Below are 21,246 nucleotides of genomic sequence, written 5' to 3' on the forward strand. Positions count from 1 at the left end.
CACTGGCTTTGTTATTTTTAGGCGGATGTGAGCCAACCGGCCGTTTATTTTTAACCGTTATGTAAGCGCTGAGCTCGCTTGCCCAAACTGAGTATCCGTTAATTAAACACTATCCCATGATTAAAAAGTCCTATCTATCCGGCTTGGCCGCACTATTATTTCCCGTTCTAGCGCTGGCCTGGTGGAACGCCGACTGGAGTTCGCGCCGTCAGGTAGCGGTGGATGGGGCGGCGACGGGGGCCGACATTCAGGAGACCTTGAGCGAGGTGCCGGTGTTGGTGCGGCTGCACGCCGGCAACTTCGGCTACTTTGCCGAACTGGCCGAGAACGGCCGTGACCTGCGCTTTTTGAAAGACGACAAAACCCCAATGGCGTACGACATCGAGCAACTCGACGTGTTGAGCGAGATCGGTCTGATCTGGGTCAAACTGCCGCAAGTGCGCGGCGGCGTGAGCAGCGACGACTTCTGGCTGTACTATGGCAACGCCAACGCCCCGGACGGCTCCGACCCCAAAAACCTGTACGACGTGGCCCAAGGCCTGGTCTACCACTTCAAAGATGGCGAAGCCCTGCCGCAAGACGCCACCGCCTATGGCTCGCATGCCGCCGACTCCAAAGCCACGATTCAGCCGGCCGGTTGGATCGGTGCCGCCGCTCAATTCACCGGCGCCGGCCCGTTGACGATCAATCCCGCGCCGCAGCTCGCTATTGCGCCTGACAAAGGCTGGACCTTCTCTACCTGGCTAAAACTCGACCAGCCGCAGACCGGCGCCAGCCTGCTGGAGGCCCGCGAAGCCGGCAACGGCCTCGACCTCAGCCTGCAAGGCACGGCCTTATCGGCGCGCTGGACCGGCCCGACCGGCGCCGTGAGCACCGCCCCGGTCAACCTGACCCTGGGCAAATGGCAACATATCGCCGTCACCGCCAACAGCGACAAACTCGAACTGTACGTCGATGGCGTATTGGCCGGCAATGCCGCCATCACTCTAGCCGCCGTCAACCCGACGATTGCCATCGGCCGCAACCTGGTCGGTCTGCTCGACGAAGTACAAATCGCCGCCACCGCCCGCAGTGCCGACTGGCTCAAACTCGGCTTCCGCAGCCAAAGTCCCGACTTCTCGGTACTCAGCTACAGCCAGGACGAATCCAACAGCAGCGGCGACGCCGGCCACTTCATGGTCATCGTGCAAAACGTCACCGTCGACGGCTGGGTCGTGATCGGCCTGACCCTGATCATGCTGGTGGTGGCCGTGATCGTCATGGTCAGCAAAACCCTGGTCATCAACCGGATTACCAAGGACAACCGCGCCTTCCTGAGCCAGTACCGCCAGCTCGACCCCAACAAACTCAGCGCCCTGGACCAAGACGACAGCGCCGAAGACCAAGAACTGGCCGACTCCGACCTCCTGACCGCCCTGGTCGGCAAGCACGACCACTTCCAAAGCTCGACCCTGTACCACCTGTACCACACCGCCATTCACGAGCTGCAAAAACTGCAAGGCAACGCCGACCAAGTCGTCACCCGCGAAGCCTGGGACTACCTGCGGGTCAAACTCGACAGCCAGATCGTCAACGAAAGCCAGCGCCTGAACAGCAACATGGTGCTGCTGACCATCGCCATCGCCGGCGGTCCCTTCCTCGGCCTGCTCGGCACCGTGGTCGGGGTGATGATCACCTTCGCCGCCATTGCCGCCTCGGGCGACGTCAACATCAACTCTATCGCCCCCGGCATCGCCGCCGCGCTGCTGGCCACCGTCGCCGGTCTGGCCGTGGCCATCCCGGCCCTGTTTGCCTACAACTATCTCTTAACCCAAATCAAAGACATCACCGCCAGCATGCGAGTGTTCGCCGATGAATTCCTGGCCGTGCTGTCGATGCGCGCCGCTCAACAATCACGCGGAGCCTAAACCATGAAAGTCGAAGAAGAAGGCAAAGTCTACGACGACATCAACATCACCCCCATGCTGGACGTGGCCTACGTGCTCTTGCTGATTTTCATCATCATGACCACCGCCACCGTGCAGGGCATCACCGTCAACCTGCCCAAGGCCAGCAGCACGCCGTCCTTGTCCAAACCCAAAACCAAGGCCATCTCCATCACCCCGGACGGCAGCATCTATCTCGATACCTACCCGGTATCGATTCAGGAACTGGAAACCCGGCTGGGCCAATACAAAGCCGCTACCCCGGACTTGCCGGTGGTGGTGAAAGCCGATGCCAGCGTGCAGTACCAGAAAGTCATCGAAGTGTTGGATGTGGTGACCCGGTTGCAGATTAGTCAGTTGGGGTTGGTGACGCAGAAGTTGGTGAAATAGGGGCGTGGTGTCGCTGGCGCGACGGCTGGTTTTAAAGTCGGGTCTCGGCCCGACCGCCGAGATACTTTCTTTTGCGTCGCCAAAAGAAAGTATTCAAAGAAAAGGCCACCCGACATTCCGCCTATTTCCTGTGCTTTACGAAAACCATCCATGGTTTTCGCCCTGCGGGCCAGCCTATCGGCTGTTCAAATTTGCTCCTGGCAAATTTGTTGCTTTTGGCGAGGGTTTTCGGAAGGGGCTTCCTGCCCCTCCGAAAACGAGCGGCATCCCTGCCGCTCCCCTGCGGGCTGATCTCGCCAAAAGCTGCGATGCTCGGGGCGGAATAACGGGAAGAACCCCATCCCCACACTTAGAACGACTGGGGAATTAAGGAAGATGGATGGCAGCAGGCGTAGGGTGGGCACGATGAGTGCCCACGCGGCATGCCGACGCGAAACAACAGCCGCTGTTGGGCTAGGACTGACTTGAGAGCGCGGGCGCTTGGGACCCGTGACCACGAATGAATGTAACGAGATGACAAACAAATATGCCTGGCTCCGCCGCTTGCCCGTGTTATTGGGCATAGGTTTAGCCCTTTTGACTGCGTTGGGCGTGTGGTGGTTGGCCGACAAGTTCGAGAAGCCGCCGCAAACCAAAAAGGTGGTGCAGCAGATCACCATGATCCAGCCGCCACCTCCACCGCCCCCGCCGCCCGAGCAAAAGCCGCCGCCGGAAGAGATCAAGGAAGAGAAGATCGAACAGCCGGAACCCGAGCCAGAGCCGGAACCCGCGCCGGAGCAGGATGAAGCGCCGCCGGCGGAAGAACTGGGCCTGGACGCCGACGGCGCGGCCGGCAGCGATGGCTTCGGGCTGGCCGCGCGCAAGGGCGGGCGCTCGATCCTGGGCGGGGGCGGCGGTAATGCCATCCTCTGGTACGGCGGACAGATCCAACGCCAGGTCGAGAACGGCTTGCAAGGCCTGTTGGCTGACAGCGCCGCCAGTCAGGCCGGCTACAGCGTGATCCTGGAAGTCTGGGTCGGCGCCGACGGCCGCATCAGCCGCAGCGAACTGTCCGGCGGCAGCGGCAAGGCCGAGGTCGACCAAGCCATCCGCGCCGCCCTGCCGCGCCTGCGCGCCAGCGTCGGCCGGCCGCCGCCGGAGAACATGCCGCAGCCGATCCGGATCCGGCTGACCTCCCGGGTGTAGGGACCACACCACCGATTTTTAAGACTATTGATTAAGCGACAAACCATGACTACCGCCACCAAAACCCTAGCCCTGCTGCTGACCGGCAGCCTGGCCGCCACCACCGGCGCGCATGCCGCCGACGAGACGATTTCGGTCAAAAAATCCACCCTGGTCAATCTGGTCGACCTGCTGGTGCAACGCGGCGTGATCAACCAAGACGAAGGCAAAGGCCTGGTCAGCGCCGCCGAACAGGAAGCCGCGGCCCAGGCCGCCCAAGCGGCGGCCAACGCCGCGGTTGCCGGCACCGGCAAAGCCGCGTCCGGCGATCAGACGACGGCCAACCTCCCGGCCGGCGAGGGCGCCGTCGCCGCCGAGTGGGCGGGCGAACCGGCCAATGCCAAAGCCAAAACCGGCAAAATCAAACACGTCGGCTACGTGCCGGAGTTCGTGAAAAAAGAAATCCGCGACCAAGTCCGGGCCGAACTGAAAGCCGACGTCCTGCAAGACGTCAAACAGGATGCTAAAACCGAAGGCTGGGGCATCCCCGGCGCCTTGCCGGCATGGGTGGCGGCGATCCACCCCAGCTTTGACATGCGCATCCGCTTTGCCGACGAGTTTTACGGCAAAGAAAATGCTGGCGGCATCGAGAATGTCGGTATCGATACCGCCGGCAACTTCTTCGGCCCCTATAACTGGTTGTCCATCAACCGCGCCGGCAATACCCCGCAAGGCGGCTTGAACCGGCAGGTGGCGCTCAATCCCAACGAAGCCATTGTCAACAATCAAAAAGACCGCTTGCGCCTGCGCGAACGCTTCCGTCTGGGTTTCGAAGCCAATATTGCCGACGGCCTGAAAGCCGGGATTCGTTTTGCCACCAGCAACCTCAACAACCCGGTGTCCAACGACCAGACCCTGGGCAATACCGGCCAGTCCTACCAGTTTGCGATCGACCGTTCCTACCTGCAATACGACTATATCGACGACAAAAACACTAACTGGTTTAGTTTGTACGCCGGCCGCATCATCAATCCCTTCGTCTCCACCGACATCGTCTACGATCCGGATCTCAGCTTCGAAGGCGTGGCCGGCAGTTTCCGCCTGCCGTTCAACCGCGGCAGCAACAAACTGGCCGGCTACAAAGCGCCGAACCCCACCGCGCGCTTCGGCATCAATCAGGGGCAGCAAACCCCCGACAGCCTGTTCCTGACCTTGGGCGTGTTCCCGCTGCAAGACATCGACGTCTCGGTCAACGACAAATGGCTATACGCCGGCCAAGTCGGCGCCGACTGGCTGGTATTCAACGACTCGCGGTTCAATGTCGCGGCATCGTACTACGAATTCCAAAACGTCAACGCCCGCCGCAACCCACTCGGCAGCCATGTCTACGACTGGACCGCCCCGCAATTCGTGCAAAAGGGTAACTCGATGGTCGCCATCACCGACGTCAACACCCTCAACGGCGTCTGCGACGATACCGTCGGCTGCTTATTCGGCTTGGCGTCCGAGTTCAAAGTGTTCAATGCCACGGCGATGTTCGACTACGCCGGCTTTGACCCGGCCCATGTGTTGTTGACTGTTGATTACGCCAAGAACCTGGGTTACGACAAGCAAAAGATCGCCGCCGAGTTTCAGAACGGCATCGTCAACTACACCAATAACAAACCGCGCACTATGGCGTACCAAATCCGCGTCGATGTCGGCCAACCGGACGTGCGGCGCTGGTCCGACTGGAGCGTCAATCTGGCCTACCGCTACGTGCAGCGCGACGCCGTGCTGGATGCCTTCACCGACTCCATCTTTCACTTGGGCGGCACCAATGCCAAGGGCTGGGTGGCCGGCGTGCAATACGGCCTGGCCAAGAACACCTGGCTCAACCTGCGCTGGTTAAGCACCGACGCCATCGACGGCCCGAAATACAGCATCGACACCCTCAACGTCGATCTGAATGCACGGTTCTAAGGAGGCGGCGAGGATGAAGCATCGACAGCAAATACACCGGTCCATATCGGTCCGGTCGCGTACCCGGCTCAGGCACTGGCTGGCCGGCCTGCTCGTCAGCGGCCTGCTGGCGAGCGCCGGTCCGACCCTGGCCGAACCCAAAGCGGCCGCCCCCGGCGGCGAGGCCATCAAAAAAGCCCAAGGCCTGATCCGCCAGCTCAGCCAGGAGAAAGCCGCGCTGGAAGCCGAGAAAACCGCCTGGGCCGGCGAAAAAGCCACGCTGGAGGCCAAAGTCAAAAGCCTGGATGCCGCCGTGGCCCAACTGCAACCCTTGCAGGCCGAAGTGGCCCGCTATAAAGCCGGCCTGGAAACGGTGCGCAGCAATCTGGAAGCGCAACTGGGCCAACAGCGGCAGCGGGAACAGGCCTTGCTGCAAAAGCATAATGACGTGGTTGCCAAGGCCCGCGACATCCGCGACGACAACAGCTTGCTGGTGCAGGCCGTGCAAGAGCGCGAACAATGGATCGCGCAATGCACGGATGTCAACCAGCAGTTGCGGACCGCCAATCAGGAGATACTCAAGCAGTACCAAAATAAAGGTCTGCTGCAACAACTGGCGGAACTGGAGCCCTTGACCGGCATCGGCCAAGTGCAAACCGAAGCGGTGGCGGAAGCGTACCGCTATAAATTGCAGCAGTTGAAGATCACCCCGTTCGAGCCCAGCGTGCCGAATGGTCAAGGCGGACAAAATGTTCAAGGCGCACAAAATGTTCAAGATGGACAAGGCCGTCAGAGCGAGTTATCGACGCCCACTGCGCCGGCCGATGGCGCAAACACTGCCTTGCCGGTGGCCGGTGCGGTGCCGGCGAAGGAGGATGCCGGCCAGCCCGGCGCACAGGGCGACGCCAGTCCGGAGGCGGGCCGATGACGCGTCAGACATTATTGACCGCGATCGGCCTGATCCTGCACGGCACGGTGGCGGTACATGCGGCGGACGCCGGGCAAAATCCGGCCGCGCCGCCGCAAAACGCCGTCCAACCGGCGGCCGCCCCGGCCAACGAGACCGCCGCCCAATGGGCCGGCGACCAGCAACCGCGTTTCGACGTGCTGGATTACCAGATCGACGGCAACACTGTTCTGGATGACGAAACCCTGGAGCGGGCCGTCTATCCGCACCTGGGGCCGGACAAAACCGTCGAGGACGTGGAAAAAGCCCGGGCTTCCCTGGAAGAAGCCTACCGCAACGCCGGCTATCCGACCGTGGTGGTGGCGATACCGGAACAGGATGTCGAAGGCGGGGCCGTGCGCTTGAGCGTGGTGGAAGGCACCATCGAGACCCTGCACATCAGCGGCTCGCGCTATTACGCGCTGGGTAAGATCCGCGACGGCGTACCGGCCCTGGCCGAGGGCCAGGTGCCGCACATGCCCAAGGTGCAGGCGCAGATGAATACCCTGGCCCAGCAATCGGCCGACCGCAATGTGACGCCGGTGTTCCGGGCCGGCAGCACGCCGGGCAAAATGGAAGTGGAATTAAAGGTCAAGGACGAACTGCCATTGCACGGCAATCTCGAAATGAACAGCCGCAACTCCGAACATACCAGTTACACCCGGCTTTTGGGATCGCTGCGCTACGACAACCTGTGGCAGAAGTTCCATAGCGCCTCCTTCCAGTATCAGGTGTCGCCGGAAATCAGCGAGGAAGTCCAGGTCTGGTCCGGCACCTACGTGCTGCCCACCGGCTGGGCCGACACCCGCCTGGCCCTGTACGGCATCGGCATCAGCTCCAACACCCAGCTCGGCGTCAACGTCGGCGGCCTGTCCGTGGTCGGCGCCGGCTCGATCTACGGCGCCCGGTTGGTCAAGCCGCTGCCGGGGGCGTCCGACAACGTGACGCACAGCCTGAGCTTTGGCTTCGACTACAAAAGCTTCGAGCAACAGATCGCCAGCCTCACCGAAAATACCCCGATCAGCTACGCGTCGTTCATGACCGGCTACGACGGCAGCCTGCGCACGGCCGACAGCACCACCGCGCTGAGCCTGGCCAGCCACTTCTCGTTCCGCGGCCTGGGTAACGACGCCCAGCAGTTCGCCAACAAGCGGCGCGATGCCGCACCGAACTTCCTGTACCTGACCGGCGATCTCAAGCATCAGCAACGCCTGCCGTGGGATTTTCGGCTGCTGGCCCGGGCCGGCGGCCAGGCCAGCATGTCGGCCCTGATCAGCAATGAACAGTACTCGGCGGGCGGCCCGCTCAGCGTGCGCGGCTACCATCAAACCCAACTGCTGGGCGATCACGGCGTCAACCTGTCGCTGGAACTGCAAACGCCGCACCTGCTGCCGGGGGATTGGGACGACAGCCAGAACCTACGCCTGCTGAGCTTTTTTGATTGGGCCAACATCTGGATCGACCACCCTATCGCCCCCACCCCGGCCACCGCGCACCTGGCGTCCGCCGGCATCGGCCTGCGTACGCAATGGTTCAAGTATCTGCTGGGCGAGCTGGACTGGAGCTATCCGTTTTACCGGCAAGGCACCGTCGACCCCGGCCAGCAGCGCGTCGATTTTAGGCTGGTTTATGAGTTTTAAATTTTCCGCAAACTGTTGATATATCAGCAGTCAATCAACAGAAATTGTTGATATATCAACACATCTCTTTCGCAAGGACGCGTAATCCTCTATTATTTAGCATAATTTTAAGTGGCATGAACTGTGCTTAATGCCTGCTATACCGCTGTTATCTTCCGAGCACAATCTCGGTAAATTCCATCTATGCTGACCGGATCGCCGGAAGCCAGTGAGTCTTAATCGACCTCTGGCTTTTTTTTGGCCCGTCATTCGCATAGCCACGTTTGGCAGACCGATATTTGTGGTTGATCGACGGGCGGAACGGATTTTTTAAAACCTAAGGATAGGATTTTTCATGGATACATTTTTGAGCGGCAGCTATGTCGCTCGCAGTAAAGGGGAAACCGCATGACATTATTGGCTTTTGACGAATTGCAGTTACGATCGTTGTCGCACTCGGTGCGAGCCACGGCGATGGTTTTCGAGGATCCGGTTTCACGAAAATTGTTAGAACATATCGAACGTATCGCGCCAAGCGACGCCACCGTGTTGATTATCGGCGAAACGGGCACCGGCAAGGAGTTGGTCGCCCGGCACGTGCACGCGCTGAGTAAGCGGGCTCACGGCCCGTTCGGTGCGTTAAATTGTGCGGCGCTTAGCGAAAACCTTATAGAAAGCGAGCTGTTCGGACATGAGAAGGGCGCATTCACAGGCGCCTTGAATAGTAAGGACGGCTGGTTCGAAACCGCGAATAAAGGCAGTCTGTTTCTGGACGAAGTCGGGGATTTGCCGCTAGGCTTGCAGGCCAAATTGTTACGGGTATTGCAGGAGCGGGAAGTTGTCAAAGTCGGCTCGCGCACCCCGTCGCCGGTGGATGTTCGGGTTATCGCCGCTACCAACGTCAACCTGGAAGAAGCGGTTGCCGCCTCGCATTTTCGTGCCGACTTGTATTACCGTTTTAATGTGGCCGCTATCCATTTATCGCCGTTACGCGAGCGGCCGGGCGATATTTTGCCTTTGGCGCGCCATTTTCTGAAAGTCTACGGCGATAGATTGGGTTACACCGAAATCAAGCTGTCGCCGGCGACCGAGTTGGCGTTGTTGAATTACGATTGGCCGGGCAATATTCGCGAACTGGAAAATGCCGTGCATCGGGCTTTATTGGTTTGCCCAGGCAATCGGTTACGGCCGGAGGATTTCAAATTGTCGGGCGTACGAGCGTCGCAGACCGGACCGGCGGTTTCGACCTCGTCGCTGGAAAGTTCGCTGATACGTCTGTGCGAGCAGGCGCCGCCCAAACTGTTCGATATTATCGAGGAAACCGTGATTCGCACGGCATTTGAGTTTTGCGAAGAAAATCAGGTGCAAACCGCCCGCTTGTTGGACATAAGCCGCAACGTGCTGCGGCATAAGCTCGGTTTATACGGCATGCTGCCTAACGGTACGAAAAAACTGGTCGGCGCCTATCACGAACTGGAAGATTAAGAATTTCGGTGTCTTGGCACGGCAGCGACTACTCAGGTTTTGGGTGGTCGCTTTTGGCGCCGGGCTTTGGCGATGGTTGGCATATTATCGTCGAAGCCGGGGTAACGATAAGGTTCACATCCTTGTGAATTAAGCGCTCTCTAACGGGCCGCGCTTTTTGCCACGCTCGAGGGGTGGGGATTCCCCTCAATTTGAATTATTTTGCCGGTGTCGAAGTGGCTGGGCCGATCCCTACGATTTGTAAAATCGTGTCTTCATCCTTGGCGCCGTCGTAATGAATTTCGTTGCCGTAATGAGTGACGAAGCTGCCGGCCGGTACCGGTTGCAGATGTTCGGGGTCGTAATCCGTGCCGGTACCTACCCACCAAGTGCCGGCGATTACGGTAATGAAGCGGTCGTTCGGGTGCGAATGCGGTTTGCTGTTGTGATGCGCTTTCCACTTGTTCAGCACCACATACAGGCCGGGTTTGTTGGGATCGCCTACCAGGACCGCGCTCTCGGAGCCGCTGGGGTTTGCGATCCAATTAATTTGCTCCGGCAGCTTGATGGAAATCGCCTTGGGGTCGAGGTCGGCCGCGCCGGCGTGACCAAAGCCTAGGCTCAGGGCCAATGCCAAAGGTAGCCGGTGTATAGAAAAAATATGCTTCATCTGTTTCTCCAAAATTAAACACTGAACTGTGGGTTTCGGGGTATCCGGTTAGTGCGCGCATCATCCATTTGGCTTAATGGCGGTAACCCGGCCGCCAATACCGCTAACCGGATACCCCGAAACCCACAGTCGCTTGCTTATTCCTTACTTATAAAGCCGGTGCGGCCGGGATGCGAAATTTGCTTAATTCCGGCGGATTGACCGGCTTTTCGCTATGCGGTGTGCCGGCCGGTACCCATTCGTAAGGTACGGGTTGGCCGCGATACACGGAATTATTGACGGTGGCCCTGCCTGTCACCGAATCCTTGCCGATGCGGGCGTAAGGGTTGACGTACTCCCACACGATTTCGCCGTCGCGAGTCACCTGAAACAGCCGGCCGCTCTGACCTTCGTCTATAAAGGTATTGCCGTTGGGCAGGCGGCGGGCTGAGCTGATATTGGTGCTGCGAAACGACCAGCCGGGGCCGCCGGAATCTTCGCCGCTATACTGCCAGACAATCTCGTTTTTGATCGGATCGATCTCCAGTATCCGCGAGCCGCCGGTTCTTGGGACAGCGGCGCTGGGGTAGCCGGCTACGCCCTGATTGTCGAACACTAACAGGTTGCCGGCTCCCGGCAGACCCTCGGGGATGATATGCGCATCGTGCTGACCGCTGATTTGATCGACGGGTCTCGGCACCTTACGAGGCAGGGCTTGATCTTCGCGGGCTAGGGGATAATGAGGGCCCAAGCGCCAAACTATCTTGCCGGTTTTTTTGTCGATAATGGCGATGAAATTGCCGTTGCGGGCGTCGAACAGCAAATTTTCGGGATCGAAACGTTTGTCGCCGGCGGCAAACCAACGGTTCGGTCCTACGACTTTCAAATTATTGGTATGAAACACATCGGCAATCGGTGCATTGCGTACCAGTTTCAATTCCGCCGGGGTAAAGCCGAATTCGGTCAAATGTTCGGTGGCAATCCATTTCCAGACCACTTCGCCGGCGGGATTCACTTCGTAAATCACATCGTCAAGCACTTCCGGCTGTTTGAAATTTTTTACCGGATGAACCAGATTGGCCAGGACCACGGTATTGCCGTTCGGCAGCCTGGCCCAATCGTGATGCTGTTGCGCCGCGCCGCCAGGCGCTTTCTCGCCAAAAGTCCAAACTGTCTTGCCGTCCCAATCCAGCTCGCCTATGGTTTTGGATACCTGCCGATTGATCTGGCCGGGGATCAGGCCGGTTCCCTTGCCTTCGGTGTTTTCCAGTGCCACAAAGATATGGCCCAGCTTGCCACCTATCAAGGCCGGATCGATCAGTGTGCTGTGGTGGCCGGCGGGATCTTTCCATTCGTGCACCGAGTTTCCATTCAAGTCGATCAAGTGAGCAAGATCGTCGCCCCCGCTAAACAAGACGAAAGAATTGTATGCCTTGCTCGGGTCGTAGCGGGTAGTACCTGTAGGGTAAATACTGGGACTGGCGAATGCGGACACGCTAAGTGCAACTCCCAGCGCAATCAATATCGCTTGTTGCAGAGCCAAACGCGTTGGCGCGGTTACGGTTCGACCGTTACCGAGCAGTTTGTATATGGGACGATTAGTGCCGATAGGTAGTGACATGCAACGATTCCTTGGATGCTTGCTAATGCGAGTGTTTGTCAAGGGGTAAAGCAAATTACGGGCCAGGAATAACATCGAAGACTGAAGGTCAACGCAGTCGTCGGGCGTGGAGGTGGCTTATTCAATCTGTGCCCGTCATTGGCGGCGGCAATTAGACTGATGTGTAAGTAATTGATTGAACCCGGCTAATGTGGTTCAGAGCCGGGTATTTAGGGTCGAAGCTTTCTTTTACAATCGATGGGTGTGCGCAAATCCATGCGACTCTTGTTTAGTGGGCCTTTTATATCTACGGGATACTGCGAGTTGTTGGATGAGGCGCAGTTCGGCAACAGATACTGACCGCCGTTCAACAGTAATTGGCAGGTTAGCACTGCTGACATTGTGCGGTTTTTACAACAAATGTCTAAATTTTGCAAAATAAATAACCGCTTAAATTCAATATTTTACTTTCGATTTTGTGGCTTTCGTTTCACATAAAAAACCATTTTCTGAATGTTGGCATGCCCATTGCTGAATCTGGTTCAAGCAAGTAGCGCGTCCTGGATTGTTAAGGATGCCGGCTTGAATTAGATTTTTTAACATTCTATTTAGGTGAGAGAGTGAAAGACTATTTTGCAGGAGACGCTTGGGCCCAGGGGCAGAATCCGGTGCCGGAAACCATTAGCCGGCGGCGTAAGCTATCGACTTGCGTCGCATTGACAGTAGCCGGCGTTTCGATGGCTGCGGCCTTGAATGTGCAGGCCGCAGCGCCGAAGAAAACCGCTAGAAAACCGGTTGCCACCAAGGTGGTTAGCGAGCTGGAATTGGAAAATCAACGTCTGCGTCAGGAATTGCAAGCAGCCAAGCAACGCGAGTTGGACTTGATTAAAAAAGGCGTGGCCGCCGCGCCCGCCGGCGCAGCCGGAACTGCTGCGCCGGCCGCTACGGCTGCAGCCGAAAGCGAAGCGCCGGCCGAGGAATTGGCTCAGAACGAGGAAAATCAAAAAGGCGATTTGGGCGAAGTGGTGGTCCGGGCGCGTCCAAGATTGCAAAAGCTTAAAGATATTCCTAACTCCACCTCGGTCCGCACCGGTGAGGAACTGCATAAAGAGTTGGCGATGGACTTAGGCGATATTTTGAAGCGTGCCGGTAACGTTAAATGGAATTACGGTAACGCGCGTACCAGCAGTTTGTCGATGCGTGGCGTCGGTCAGCAAGCGCAAACCGATGCGATGGATCCCAGTGTCGGTACTATTGTGGATAACGTGCCCTATGCCTATAACCCTCTGACCAGCTTCGATCACTACGACATTGACTCGATTCAAGTAGAGCGCGGTCCGCAAGGTACGGACGGCGGCAAAAACGTCAGCTTGGGTAGAGTGAATATCAATACCAAACGGCCAACCTTTAATCGTGAAGCGACCTATTCGGCGACTTACGGCCAATTTAACACTTACATCGGCGATGCCGCATTGGGTGGTGCGGTAATTGATAATTTTCTGGCTTGGCGCGGCGCATTCCACGTCAATAAAGGCGAGGGGGCTACCAAAAACCTCTATAACACCGATCAAACCTGGTACAACCGCGACAGGCTGGCTGGTAGGATACAGTTTTTGCTGACCCCAACCGAGAATATCAGTACCTTGATCCGATTCGACGCCAACCCGCGCGGTGAAGAGTTTAACAACGGCAACAGTTTTTTTAAGCCAACGCCGACAATATCGGCTAACGGTGGCCTTACCAATCTTAACAATGACGCTTCCACTCGATTGGCTCGCCGTTGGTTTGTGCAGGGTAACCCGGAATATAGCTATCAAAAAAATTATCTTTACGGTGGTGGTCAAAACGCTTTCAACCAGGATGCTCAGGCTGCATTGATTACGGCCAGTAAGGGCGGGTCGGTGGAGACCAATTGGGATACCGGTTACGGTAAACTGACATCGATCACCGCATATCGGGATTTCGAATTCCAGGCGCGGAACGACGGCGATTCTACGCCTTTTGATGTACAGAAAAACGGCGGCGGTGCGGTGCCCGACTTTAGACAGTTAAGTCAGGAGTTGAAATTTGCTTCTAAAGTGGGTGATCTGGTCGATTACACCACCGGTATTTATTTGAACGATCGGAAAATGATCAAAGGTAACCGCGTAGGTTTTGGATCGGATGCGGGGGCTTGGCTAGCGAACAATACTACATATAACGCTTTGGTCCCAAATAACGGTATCTATTCTCTGACTAGCGGTGGCGTAACTACCACTTCGGTCTCCAATAGAGCGCTATTGAGCGATTCGCTGAATGGGCTTCACACCGATAACCCGTATTACATCCATAATAAGACGGCTTCGGCATTTTTAAATGCCAAATGGCATATTACCGAGCCGTTGACAGTGGAAACCGGTTTGCGCTTTAACATCGAGAATCGCCGTCAGTCCACTGACAAATTTATTACCAACAACGGATTTGGTACCTTGCTGAGTCCGTTTCAAGTTAACGGCAAGGCAACCGGTGGTTTCGATACAAATACCAATGGTACTTTGACAGCGAGCGCGCTGGCAGATAGTACTCAGGTGGCGAGAGCTAACCAAGTCGCCTTAAAGTATTTCGGTATATCGACTTACTCGGCGCTTAACGCCGCGCAGAAACAGCAGGTTGGCTATGCCAAAACCCTGCGGAGCGGGCAGATGGGTTTGTTATGGGACAGAGAGCCGGGCAAGCCGTTTAGATCGACTCAGCCTGGGTATCAAGTCAGACCGAGTTATAAATTCAACGAAGACTATACCGGTTATGTATCCTGGGGTTACAACGAAAAAGCCGGTTTGTCGCAGACGGTTAATAGTGTTTCTTATCTAGTCGAGCCGGAAAAAACCAATTCGTTTGAAATTGGCTTGAAGTCGACATTGTTCGATAGAGCATTGACTTTGAATACCGATTTTTTCTGGACCGAAATCAACAACTATCAGCAAGCGGTGCAGGTGATCGACCAATATCAGACGGCGGCATTGGGTCAGGATACCTATACCTCGATTACCGGCAATGCCAAAGGTGTTAGAGCCTATGGCGTGGAGGTTGATGGTTCATTGGTGGATACCATTCCATTTACCTCGGTTAACTTTTCCGGTTCCTATAACGAAGCTTTCTACACCGACTTTAAAAACTCTAGTAAACCTGCCGAATGGAATAACCTGAGTGCGTCCACCTTCGATCTTACCGGGCAGACTTTGCCCGGCGCCGCTAAATTTACTTTCAGTATCAGTCCGGAATTCAGATATCCGGTTGAATTTTTGGGCGGTAAAAACGAATTCCACACCAGCTTTACCACCTCGTTTACCAGTAGTTACAAGTCCGATGTGGCGTTGTCCGAGTACAGTGTGATTCCGGCTAACACCACTACCGACTTGTCTATCGGTATCGGCCGCCGCGACAAGGCCTTTGATGTGTCTCTGGTAGCGAAAAATATTTTTAACAATCAGACACCGTATGCCAAAACCTGGAATAGCTGGCAGCCGGGTATCCCGCAATGGTTTGCTCTGACGGTTAACGGCAAGTTTTAACATTCGACTCTCGTGGTGCCTCCGCGGGTTAGGAGATTTCTCCTAACCCGTTTTTTTTTGACCAAAATTTTATATTTTTTAGTTGGATTGCCATGGATCGGGTTATTGCAGACTGCCGGCATGCGGGCATTATGGTCAGCGATTATTCGATTTGCGGTTTTTGCCGAAGGGCGCGGATCGAATAAATGCCAAGCCGCGCCAGTCCTGCCGTGGCGGGCTCTGCTATCTTAACAACAGCGGTTGCTGTGATGCTGCTGAATTACCATCACATCGACAAGCCGATTGCTTGGCGATATTCTCCATCAAGTACTTTTTAAAACGGTTATTTGAAAATAATTCCTTATAAATCAATATGTAAAAGTTATTTTCCGGTATCGGATGTATTTCAGTTTTAGTGGCATATTAGTTGCAATTCCTTGGCGGTGAGACTGCGTTTATGTGCGCCGCGGCGTGCAATTACTATCAACTGAAAGGAAGAGAAACAAAATGAATAAGACTATCAAATTGGCGTTTTTGGCAATGCTGTTCGCGGCGCCGGTTGCTATGGGTGCGAGCCACGACGAGCATCATAAAGACAAAAAAGCCGAGGCGCCCGCCACAGCCGCGGCACCGGCCGCCGAATACAAATATAAAACGCCAAAGCTGAACCGCGCCCAATTTGATGAGTTATTGGCCAAGCCCGAGCAGTTGACGATTATCGATGTGCGCCGTCCCGACGAGTTGACTACCAAAGGCGGATTTCCGGTGTATTTGAGTATTCAATCCACTGAAATTGAGAAAAGCCTGGCTTACATACCAAAGGACAGAAATGTCGTTACCGTTTCCAATCATGCCGGCCGTGCCGGGGCGGCGGCCGATCTGTTGGCGAGCAAGGGTTTTAAGGTAGTTGGCGCCGTTGGCGCGCAGAACTATGAAGAAGAGGGCGGCAAGTTGACCAAGATCGCGCCGCCGGAACCGAAAAAATAAAAAACCACGAGTCTAATTTGTTCTATTTGGAGGAAGTTCATGAGTAAAAAACTATATTCCGCCTTGGTCTGGGGGATTGCGGTAGCTATTGCCGGCAATGCCCATGCGGCAGAGGAGAAAGCGGCGCCCGAGAAGGCCGAAGCCAGTGCTTCGGAGTCCGGGCAGTCGAAATCCAAGCATTGGGCGTATCAGCCTGTTAAGTCGCCCGCGGCACCTAGCGTCAAGAATAAGGATTGGGTGAGAACGCCGATCGATGCGTTCGTGCTGGCTCCGCTGGAAGCTAAAGAATTAACCCCGTCGCCGGAAGTGGATCGCGCCGCGTTTATTCGTCGCGCGACGCTGGATGCCTGGGGCGTTATTCCAACGCCAGACGAAGTTCAGGCGTTTGTTAACGATGATTCCAAGGATGCCTATGAGAAACTGGCTGATCGCTTGTTGGCTTCGCCTAAATACGGCGAGCGTCAGGCCCGCCGTTGGCTGGATTTGGCACGTTATGCCGACAGCTCGGGCTTTACCAACGACGAGAACCGCAACAATATGTATCGCTACCGCGATTATGTGGTTAAGGCGTTCAACGAAGACAAACCTTATTCGCAGTTCATTCAGGAGCAGTTGGCCGGCGACGAAATCAAGCCGGGCGATCCCGAAGCCTTGATTGCTACCGGCTTTATCAGAAGCTATCCGGACGATAGCAACTCCCGCAACCTGGTACAGAAAAAATTCCAGAACACCACCGATGTTACCGATACCGTGGGCGAGGTATTCTTAGCGCAGACCGTCGGTTGCGCCAGATGCCACAACCATAAGTTCGACAAAATTTCGATGAAAGAGTATTACCAGTTGCAATCTTTCTTCGCCAACGTCAATGCCGTGGATAACGTGCCGGTGCCTCACAAAGGTCAAGCGGAACTTGAGTGGGAAAAAGCCAACGCCAAGTGGGAAGAGGCCGTTAAAGATATCAAAGCTAAACAACAGGCGTTGATTGACCCTGTTAAGGATAAAGCCAGAAAGTACAACTACGAACGGTTTTCCCTGGATACCCAAGCGGCTTTGAACAAACCCGAAGCTGAATGGACCACTGCCGATCGCTGGATTAATCATCGCTACAACAGTAACGAAAGCGAAGAAGCGGCAGCGTTAGCGTTTTACCAAGACAACTCCGCTAAAGGCGCGTACAGCTATGATCCTAGTTATGCGGATAAAGTCGAGCAATTCAAAGCCATCAATAAAGAGTTGAAAAAATGGGAAAAGCTGAAGCCGGTTAAAGGTTCGACTTTCATTTCCGCCGTTTCGGAACTTGGCAACCCAAATCCGCCGCCGACTCACGTCCACTTTGCCGGCGAGTACGACAAACTGCTTGAAGAAGTGCAACCAGGTTTCCCGGCCGCCATTTCCGACGAAAAACCGGTGATTCAACCCTCCGCGGTTTCCTCGGGTCGCCGTGCTGCTTTGGCGAAATGGATAGCTAGCCCGACCAACCCGTTGACTGCCAGAGTGTTTGTGAACCGGGTGTGGGGGCAATATTTCGGCAAAGGTATCGTGGAAACCGTCAGCGACTTCGGTAAAGCTGGTACTAAACCGACCAATCCCGAATTGCTGGATTACTTGGCCGACAATTTCGTGAAACAAAACTGGAGCGCCAAAAAACTGCATCGGGAGATTTTGTTGTCGAGCGTTTATCGTCAATCGTCCGAGCCGCGTGAAGACGTCGCTAAAGCCGATCCGGATAACAAACTGCTGGCGGTATTTCCAAGACAGCGTCTGGAAGCCGAGCAAATCCGCGATTCATTATTGGTTGCTGCCGCGAAACTGGAAGATAGCTTGGGCGGTCCCGCCGTTTACCCGGAAGTGCCTACCGGTCTAAATGCCGGTGACAAATGGCCGGTGGATAAAGCGCCGAAAGATACCAATCGCAGAAGTTTGTACGTGTTTACCAAACGTAGCGTGCCTTACCCCATGCTGGATACCTTCGATATGGCGTCGGCGCAGCAAGTGCATAGCAAACGCGACGTTACCACCACGCCGCTGCAATCTCTGGCTTTGTTTAACAGCGATACCGTATTTAGCTGGTCGCAGGCTTTGGCGGGACGCGTGATCAACGAAGCCGGAAACGACGAGTCCGATCAATTGGAAAGGTTGTATCAAATTCTATTTGCCCGCAGCCCAACCGACGAGGAAAAAGACACTTTGGAAAGTTTCCTCAATGAACAGGAAGGCGTGATTAAGAAGAAGGTTGCGGAAGGCAAATTTACTGCCAGCGTACCTGTCGGTGTCAAGGAAGCGGAAAAACTGGATCCAGTGCGTTCTTCAGCCTTTGTCGACCTGGTGCACGCGGTGGCCAATTCCAACGAATTCGTCTATCGCTTCTAACGGCAATCGCATACTTTTGAATTAGGAATTAAATTATGAATAACAAATCACGTAGAGACTTTTTGATCAAGAGCGGCTATGGTCTGGGCGGTTTGGCTTTAGGCGGTATGTTGCCCGGCCTGAACGGCTTTTCCAGTGCGATGGCTTCCGAGTTGGCGGCCGGAGCCGGCATCGTCGATCCATTGGCGCCAAAAGCGCCGCATTTCAACCCGAAAGTGAAATCGGTCATTTGGTTGCATATGGATGGCGCGCCTTCCACCATCGATTTGTACGACTACAAACCGCAATTGGTCAAAATGCACGGTCAGGATATTCCGAAATCATTCATGGCCGGTATCAAGGAAGGTGTGCGCGGCGGTACCGGTAAACTGTTTGCCACCAACCGCACCTGGAAACAGCACGGCGATAGCGGGGCTTGGTTTTCCGATTTCCTGCCGAATTTGGCGCAACATGCCGACGAACTGGCTTTCATCAAATCCAGTGTCACCATCGGCGCGACCCATAACATTTCCATCCTGAAATTGAACACCGGCGACTTGAACCCAGGCCGGCCGTCGCTTGGCGCCTGGATCAAATATGCGCTGGGTACCGCCAATCCGGATTTGCCGGCTTATGTGGTGTTGTACAACGACAAGAAGGAACCGACCGGCGGCTCGATCAACTGGAGTTCAGGCTTCCTGCCCGCGGTTTATCAAGGTACCGCCTTCCGCCAAGGCGAATCGCCGATTCTGTACCTGGAGCGTCCGGAGTTGACTTCGGCATCCGAGCAGCGCAGCACGCTGGACCTGCTGAAACGCTTGAATCAATTGGAAGATGCCAAATACCCGGGCGATACCGAATTGGAAGCGCGTCTGCAAGCCTACGAATTGGCCGACCGGATGCAGCGTACCGCGCCGGAAGCGGTGGATCTGAAAAAAGAATCCGAAGCCACCAAGGCGCTGTACGGCATCAACGACGAAGGCAGCAAAAGCTACGGCGAAGTGTTGCTGCGGGCTCGGCGCTTGGTCGAGCGCGGCGTGCGTTTCATTCAAGTCGTGTCGGGTCCGCAGGAAGTGGCCGGCGATCAACGTAACTGGGACGGTCATACCAACCTGGAAGAAAACCACAAGAAACATTCCTATGCGGTGGATAAACCTATTGCCGGCTTGTTGACCGACTTGAAAGCTAAGGGTTTGCTGGATACCACTCTGGTGGTTTGGACCTCCGAGTTCGGTCGGACTTCTTACGGCCAAAGCGGTAACGGCCGCGACCATAACCCTTGGGGTTATACCCAATGGCTGGCGGGCGGCGGCGTCAAAGCCGGTTATACCCATGGCGGTACCGACGAAATCGGTCTCCAAGTGGCTGATAAGAGTACTGCAGTCGATACCTATGACTTGCACGCCACCGTGTTGCACCTGATGGGCCTCGATCACTTGAAAACCACCTATTTCCACAACGGCCGCTCTGAGCGTCCGACTGTGGTGTACGGCAAGGTTATCAAAGAGTTGATTGCTTAGGCTCATTGGGTTGTTGATTCCGCTCTAAAGGATTGTTCGTTCCTCGGCAAGCGAGGGGCGAACGGTCTTTGAGAAGGCGGGCTTAATAAGCGATGTTTTAGCCAATCATTTTCGATTTGGAGGAGATATAGATGGTAGCCAAAAGTTTGTTGGCATTCAGTATAAGCGCCTTACTTTATACAGGGGGTGCGCTAGCCGACGATCTCGTAACGCCGCCGATTCCCGGCGTGGCGGCCGGCGGTGTGTTGGTCGATGTGATCAAGGAAGGATTTAATGGCACGGAAGGCCCCATCGGTTACACCGACGGTAGCCTGCTGTTTACAGAAACCAATGCCAATAAAATTATTCGCATCGCACCGGACGACACGGTTTCGACTTTTCTGGAAAAATCCAATGGCGCTAACGGCTTAGCCTTGACGCCGGGCGGCGAAATTGTGGCGGTACAGACCTTGAAAACCCAAGTGGGTGTGGTTTATCCGGCCGACAAGAAACACGCATTAGCCGAAAATTATCAGGGCACTGCATTTCAAAGGCCAAACGATCTGGTGCGCGCCAGTAACGGCGGCATTTACTTCACCGATAGCGGGACTCGGCCCAGCAAGGAAAACCCTAGTCCGCCACCATCGCATCCCGGTGTGTTTTATATAAGTCCGGGCGGCGAGTTGAAACAACTGGCCACCGACATAGAGCGTCCGAACGGCATTCAATTGAGTAAGGACGAGAAAACGCTATATGTCGCGAATACTCCCGGCGAGCACGTATTGGCCTACGACATCGCGGCCGACGGCGTTATTCAAAACCGGCGCAATTTCGCCAAACTTGCAGGCTGGCAAAAAGGCGAGGACGGTAAGTGGTCCGGCGGCGCCGATGGTTTGGCGGTGGACGACGACGGCCGTTTGTATGTGGCCTCGAATGCGGGTGTGGAGATTTTTAGCGCTAAAGGCGATGCGCTGGGGGTGATCGAAATTCCGAAAAAACCGCAAAACCTGGCATTCGCCGGTCCTAACAAAAACCTGTTGTATGTGGTCGGACGCGGTTCTGCATACAAGATTCCGCTTCTGGCTCGCGGCATCAGCAGCCGCGCCAAATAAAAGCGTTTTCGAGACAGAAATTTTTCTTTAACCGGCAGGGATGCCTGGCAAACAGATCTGAGTCGCATGTC

The 21,246-nt window shown here is 55.7% G+C and carries 14 protein-coding genes; 12 read left to right on the plus strand and 2 right to left on the minus strand.

Features of this window, described 5'->3' with window-relative positions; genetic code table 11:
- The first annotated feature begins 116 nt into the window (after nucleotides 1-116).
- The 7 genes from ACH50O_RS02145 to ACH50O_RS02175 all read left to right on the plus strand — a co-directional run bounded on the left by ACH50O_RS02145 (nucleotide 117) and on the right by ACH50O_RS02175 (nucleotide 9,470).
- Nucleotides 117-1,907: a DUF2341 domain-containing protein gene (locus ACH50O_RS02145; RefSeq protein ID WP_446810415.1), complete on the plus strand. Its 1,791-nt coding sequence runs from the start codon at nucleotides 117-119 to the stop codon at nucleotides 1,905-1,907.
- A gap of 3 nt (nucleotides 1,908-1,910) precedes the next feature.
- Nucleotides 1,911-2,315, plus strand: a complete 405-nt coding sequence (locus tag ACH50O_RS02150; protein WP_446809759.1) for an ExbD/TolR family protein — start codon at nucleotides 1,911-1,913, stop codon at nucleotides 2,313-2,315.
- 513 nt (nucleotides 2,316-2,828) lie between these two features.
- Nucleotides 2,829-3,500 (plus strand): TonB family protein, encoded by a 672-nt coding sequence (locus ACH50O_RS02155; protein ID WP_446809760.1) that lies wholly within the window; start codon nucleotides 2,829-2,831, stop codon nucleotides 3,498-3,500.
- A 45-nt stretch (nucleotides 3,501-3,545) separates the two neighbouring features.
- Entirely contained in the window at nucleotides 3,546-5,441 is a 1,896-nt protein-coding gene (locus tag ACH50O_RS02160; RefSeq protein ID WP_446810416.1) for a putative porin, read from the plus strand.
- A 13-nt stretch (nucleotides 5,442-5,454) separates the two neighbouring features.
- Complete coding sequence (locus ACH50O_RS02165; protein ID WP_446809762.1) at nucleotides 5,455-6,348, plus strand: hypothetical protein; 894 nt, start codon at nucleotides 5,455-5,457, stop codon at nucleotides 6,346-6,348.
- Nucleotides 6,345-8,006, plus strand: coding sequence for a ShlB/FhaC/HecB family hemolysin secretion/activation protein (locus tag ACH50O_RS02170; RefSeq protein ID WP_446809763.1), 1,662 nt, complete (start codon nucleotides 6,345-6,347; stop codon nucleotides 8,004-8,006). The genes ACH50O_RS02165 and ACH50O_RS02170 overlap by 4 nt, the downstream gene beginning before the upstream one ends.
- A 387-nt stretch (nucleotides 8,007-8,393) precedes the next feature.
- Nucleotides 8,394-9,470: a sigma-54 interaction domain-containing protein gene (locus ACH50O_RS02175; protein WP_446810417.1), complete on the plus strand. Its 1,077-nt coding sequence runs from the start codon at nucleotides 8,394-8,396 to the stop codon at nucleotides 9,468-9,470.
- Nucleotides 9,471-9,666: 196 nt separating this feature from the next.
- Here the strand turns inward: ACH50O_RS02175 and ACH50O_RS02180 are convergent, their stop codons facing one another.
- Together ACH50O_RS02180 and ACH50O_RS02185 are read right to left on the minus strand one after the other, a co-directional pair.
- Nucleotides 9,667-10,119: a cupin domain-containing protein gene (locus ACH50O_RS02180; protein WP_446810418.1), complete on the minus strand. Its 453-nt coding sequence runs from the start codon at nucleotides 10,117-10,119 to the stop codon at nucleotides 9,667-9,669.
- 148 nt (nucleotides 10,120-10,267) lie between these two features.
- Nucleotides 10,268-11,719 (minus strand): aryl-sulfate sulfotransferase, encoded by a 1,452-nt coding sequence (locus tag ACH50O_RS02185; protein WP_446810419.1) that lies wholly within the window; start codon nucleotides 11,717-11,719, stop codon nucleotides 10,268-10,270.
- Nucleotides 11,720-12,318: 599 nt separating this feature from the next.
- Here ACH50O_RS02185 and ACH50O_RS02190 point away from each other — a divergent pair.
- The 5 genes from ACH50O_RS02190 (at nucleotide 12,319) to ACH50O_RS02210 (ending at nucleotide 21,175) form a co-directional block, all read left to right on the plus strand.
- The gene (locus tag ACH50O_RS02190; protein ID WP_446810420.1) at nucleotides 12,319-15,249 is read left to right on the plus strand and encodes a TonB-dependent receptor; all 2,931 of its coding nucleotides are present in this window, start codon (nucleotides 12,319-12,321) and stop codon (nucleotides 15,247-15,249) included.
- A 486-nt stretch (nucleotides 15,250-15,735) separates the two neighbouring features.
- Nucleotides 15,736-16,215 (plus strand): rhodanese-like domain-containing protein, encoded by a 480-nt coding sequence (locus ACH50O_RS02195; RefSeq protein WP_446810421.1) that lies wholly within the window; start codon nucleotides 15,736-15,738, stop codon nucleotides 16,213-16,215.
- 39 nt (nucleotides 16,216-16,254) lie between these two features.
- Complete coding sequence (locus ACH50O_RS02200; protein ID WP_446810422.1) at nucleotides 16,255-18,585, plus strand: DUF1549 and DUF1553 domain-containing protein; 2,331 nt, start codon at nucleotides 16,255-16,257, stop codon at nucleotides 18,583-18,585.
- A 35-nt stretch (nucleotides 18,586-18,620) separates the two neighbouring features.
- Nucleotides 18,621-20,084, plus strand: a complete 1,464-nt coding sequence (locus ACH50O_RS02205) for a DUF1501 domain-containing protein (RefSeq protein WP_446810423.1) — start codon at nucleotides 18,621-18,623, stop codon at nucleotides 20,082-20,084.
- A 131-nt stretch (nucleotides 20,085-20,215) separates the two neighbouring features.
- Nucleotides 20,216-21,175: an SMP-30/gluconolactonase/LRE family protein gene (locus tag ACH50O_RS02210; protein WP_446810424.1), complete on the plus strand. Its 960-nt coding sequence runs from the start codon at nucleotides 20,216-20,218 to the stop codon at nucleotides 21,173-21,175.
- The last annotated feature ends 71 nt before the right edge of the window (nucleotides 21,176-21,246 follow it).

It is taken from the genome of Methylomonas sp. 2BW1-5-20, assembly GCF_052474515.1.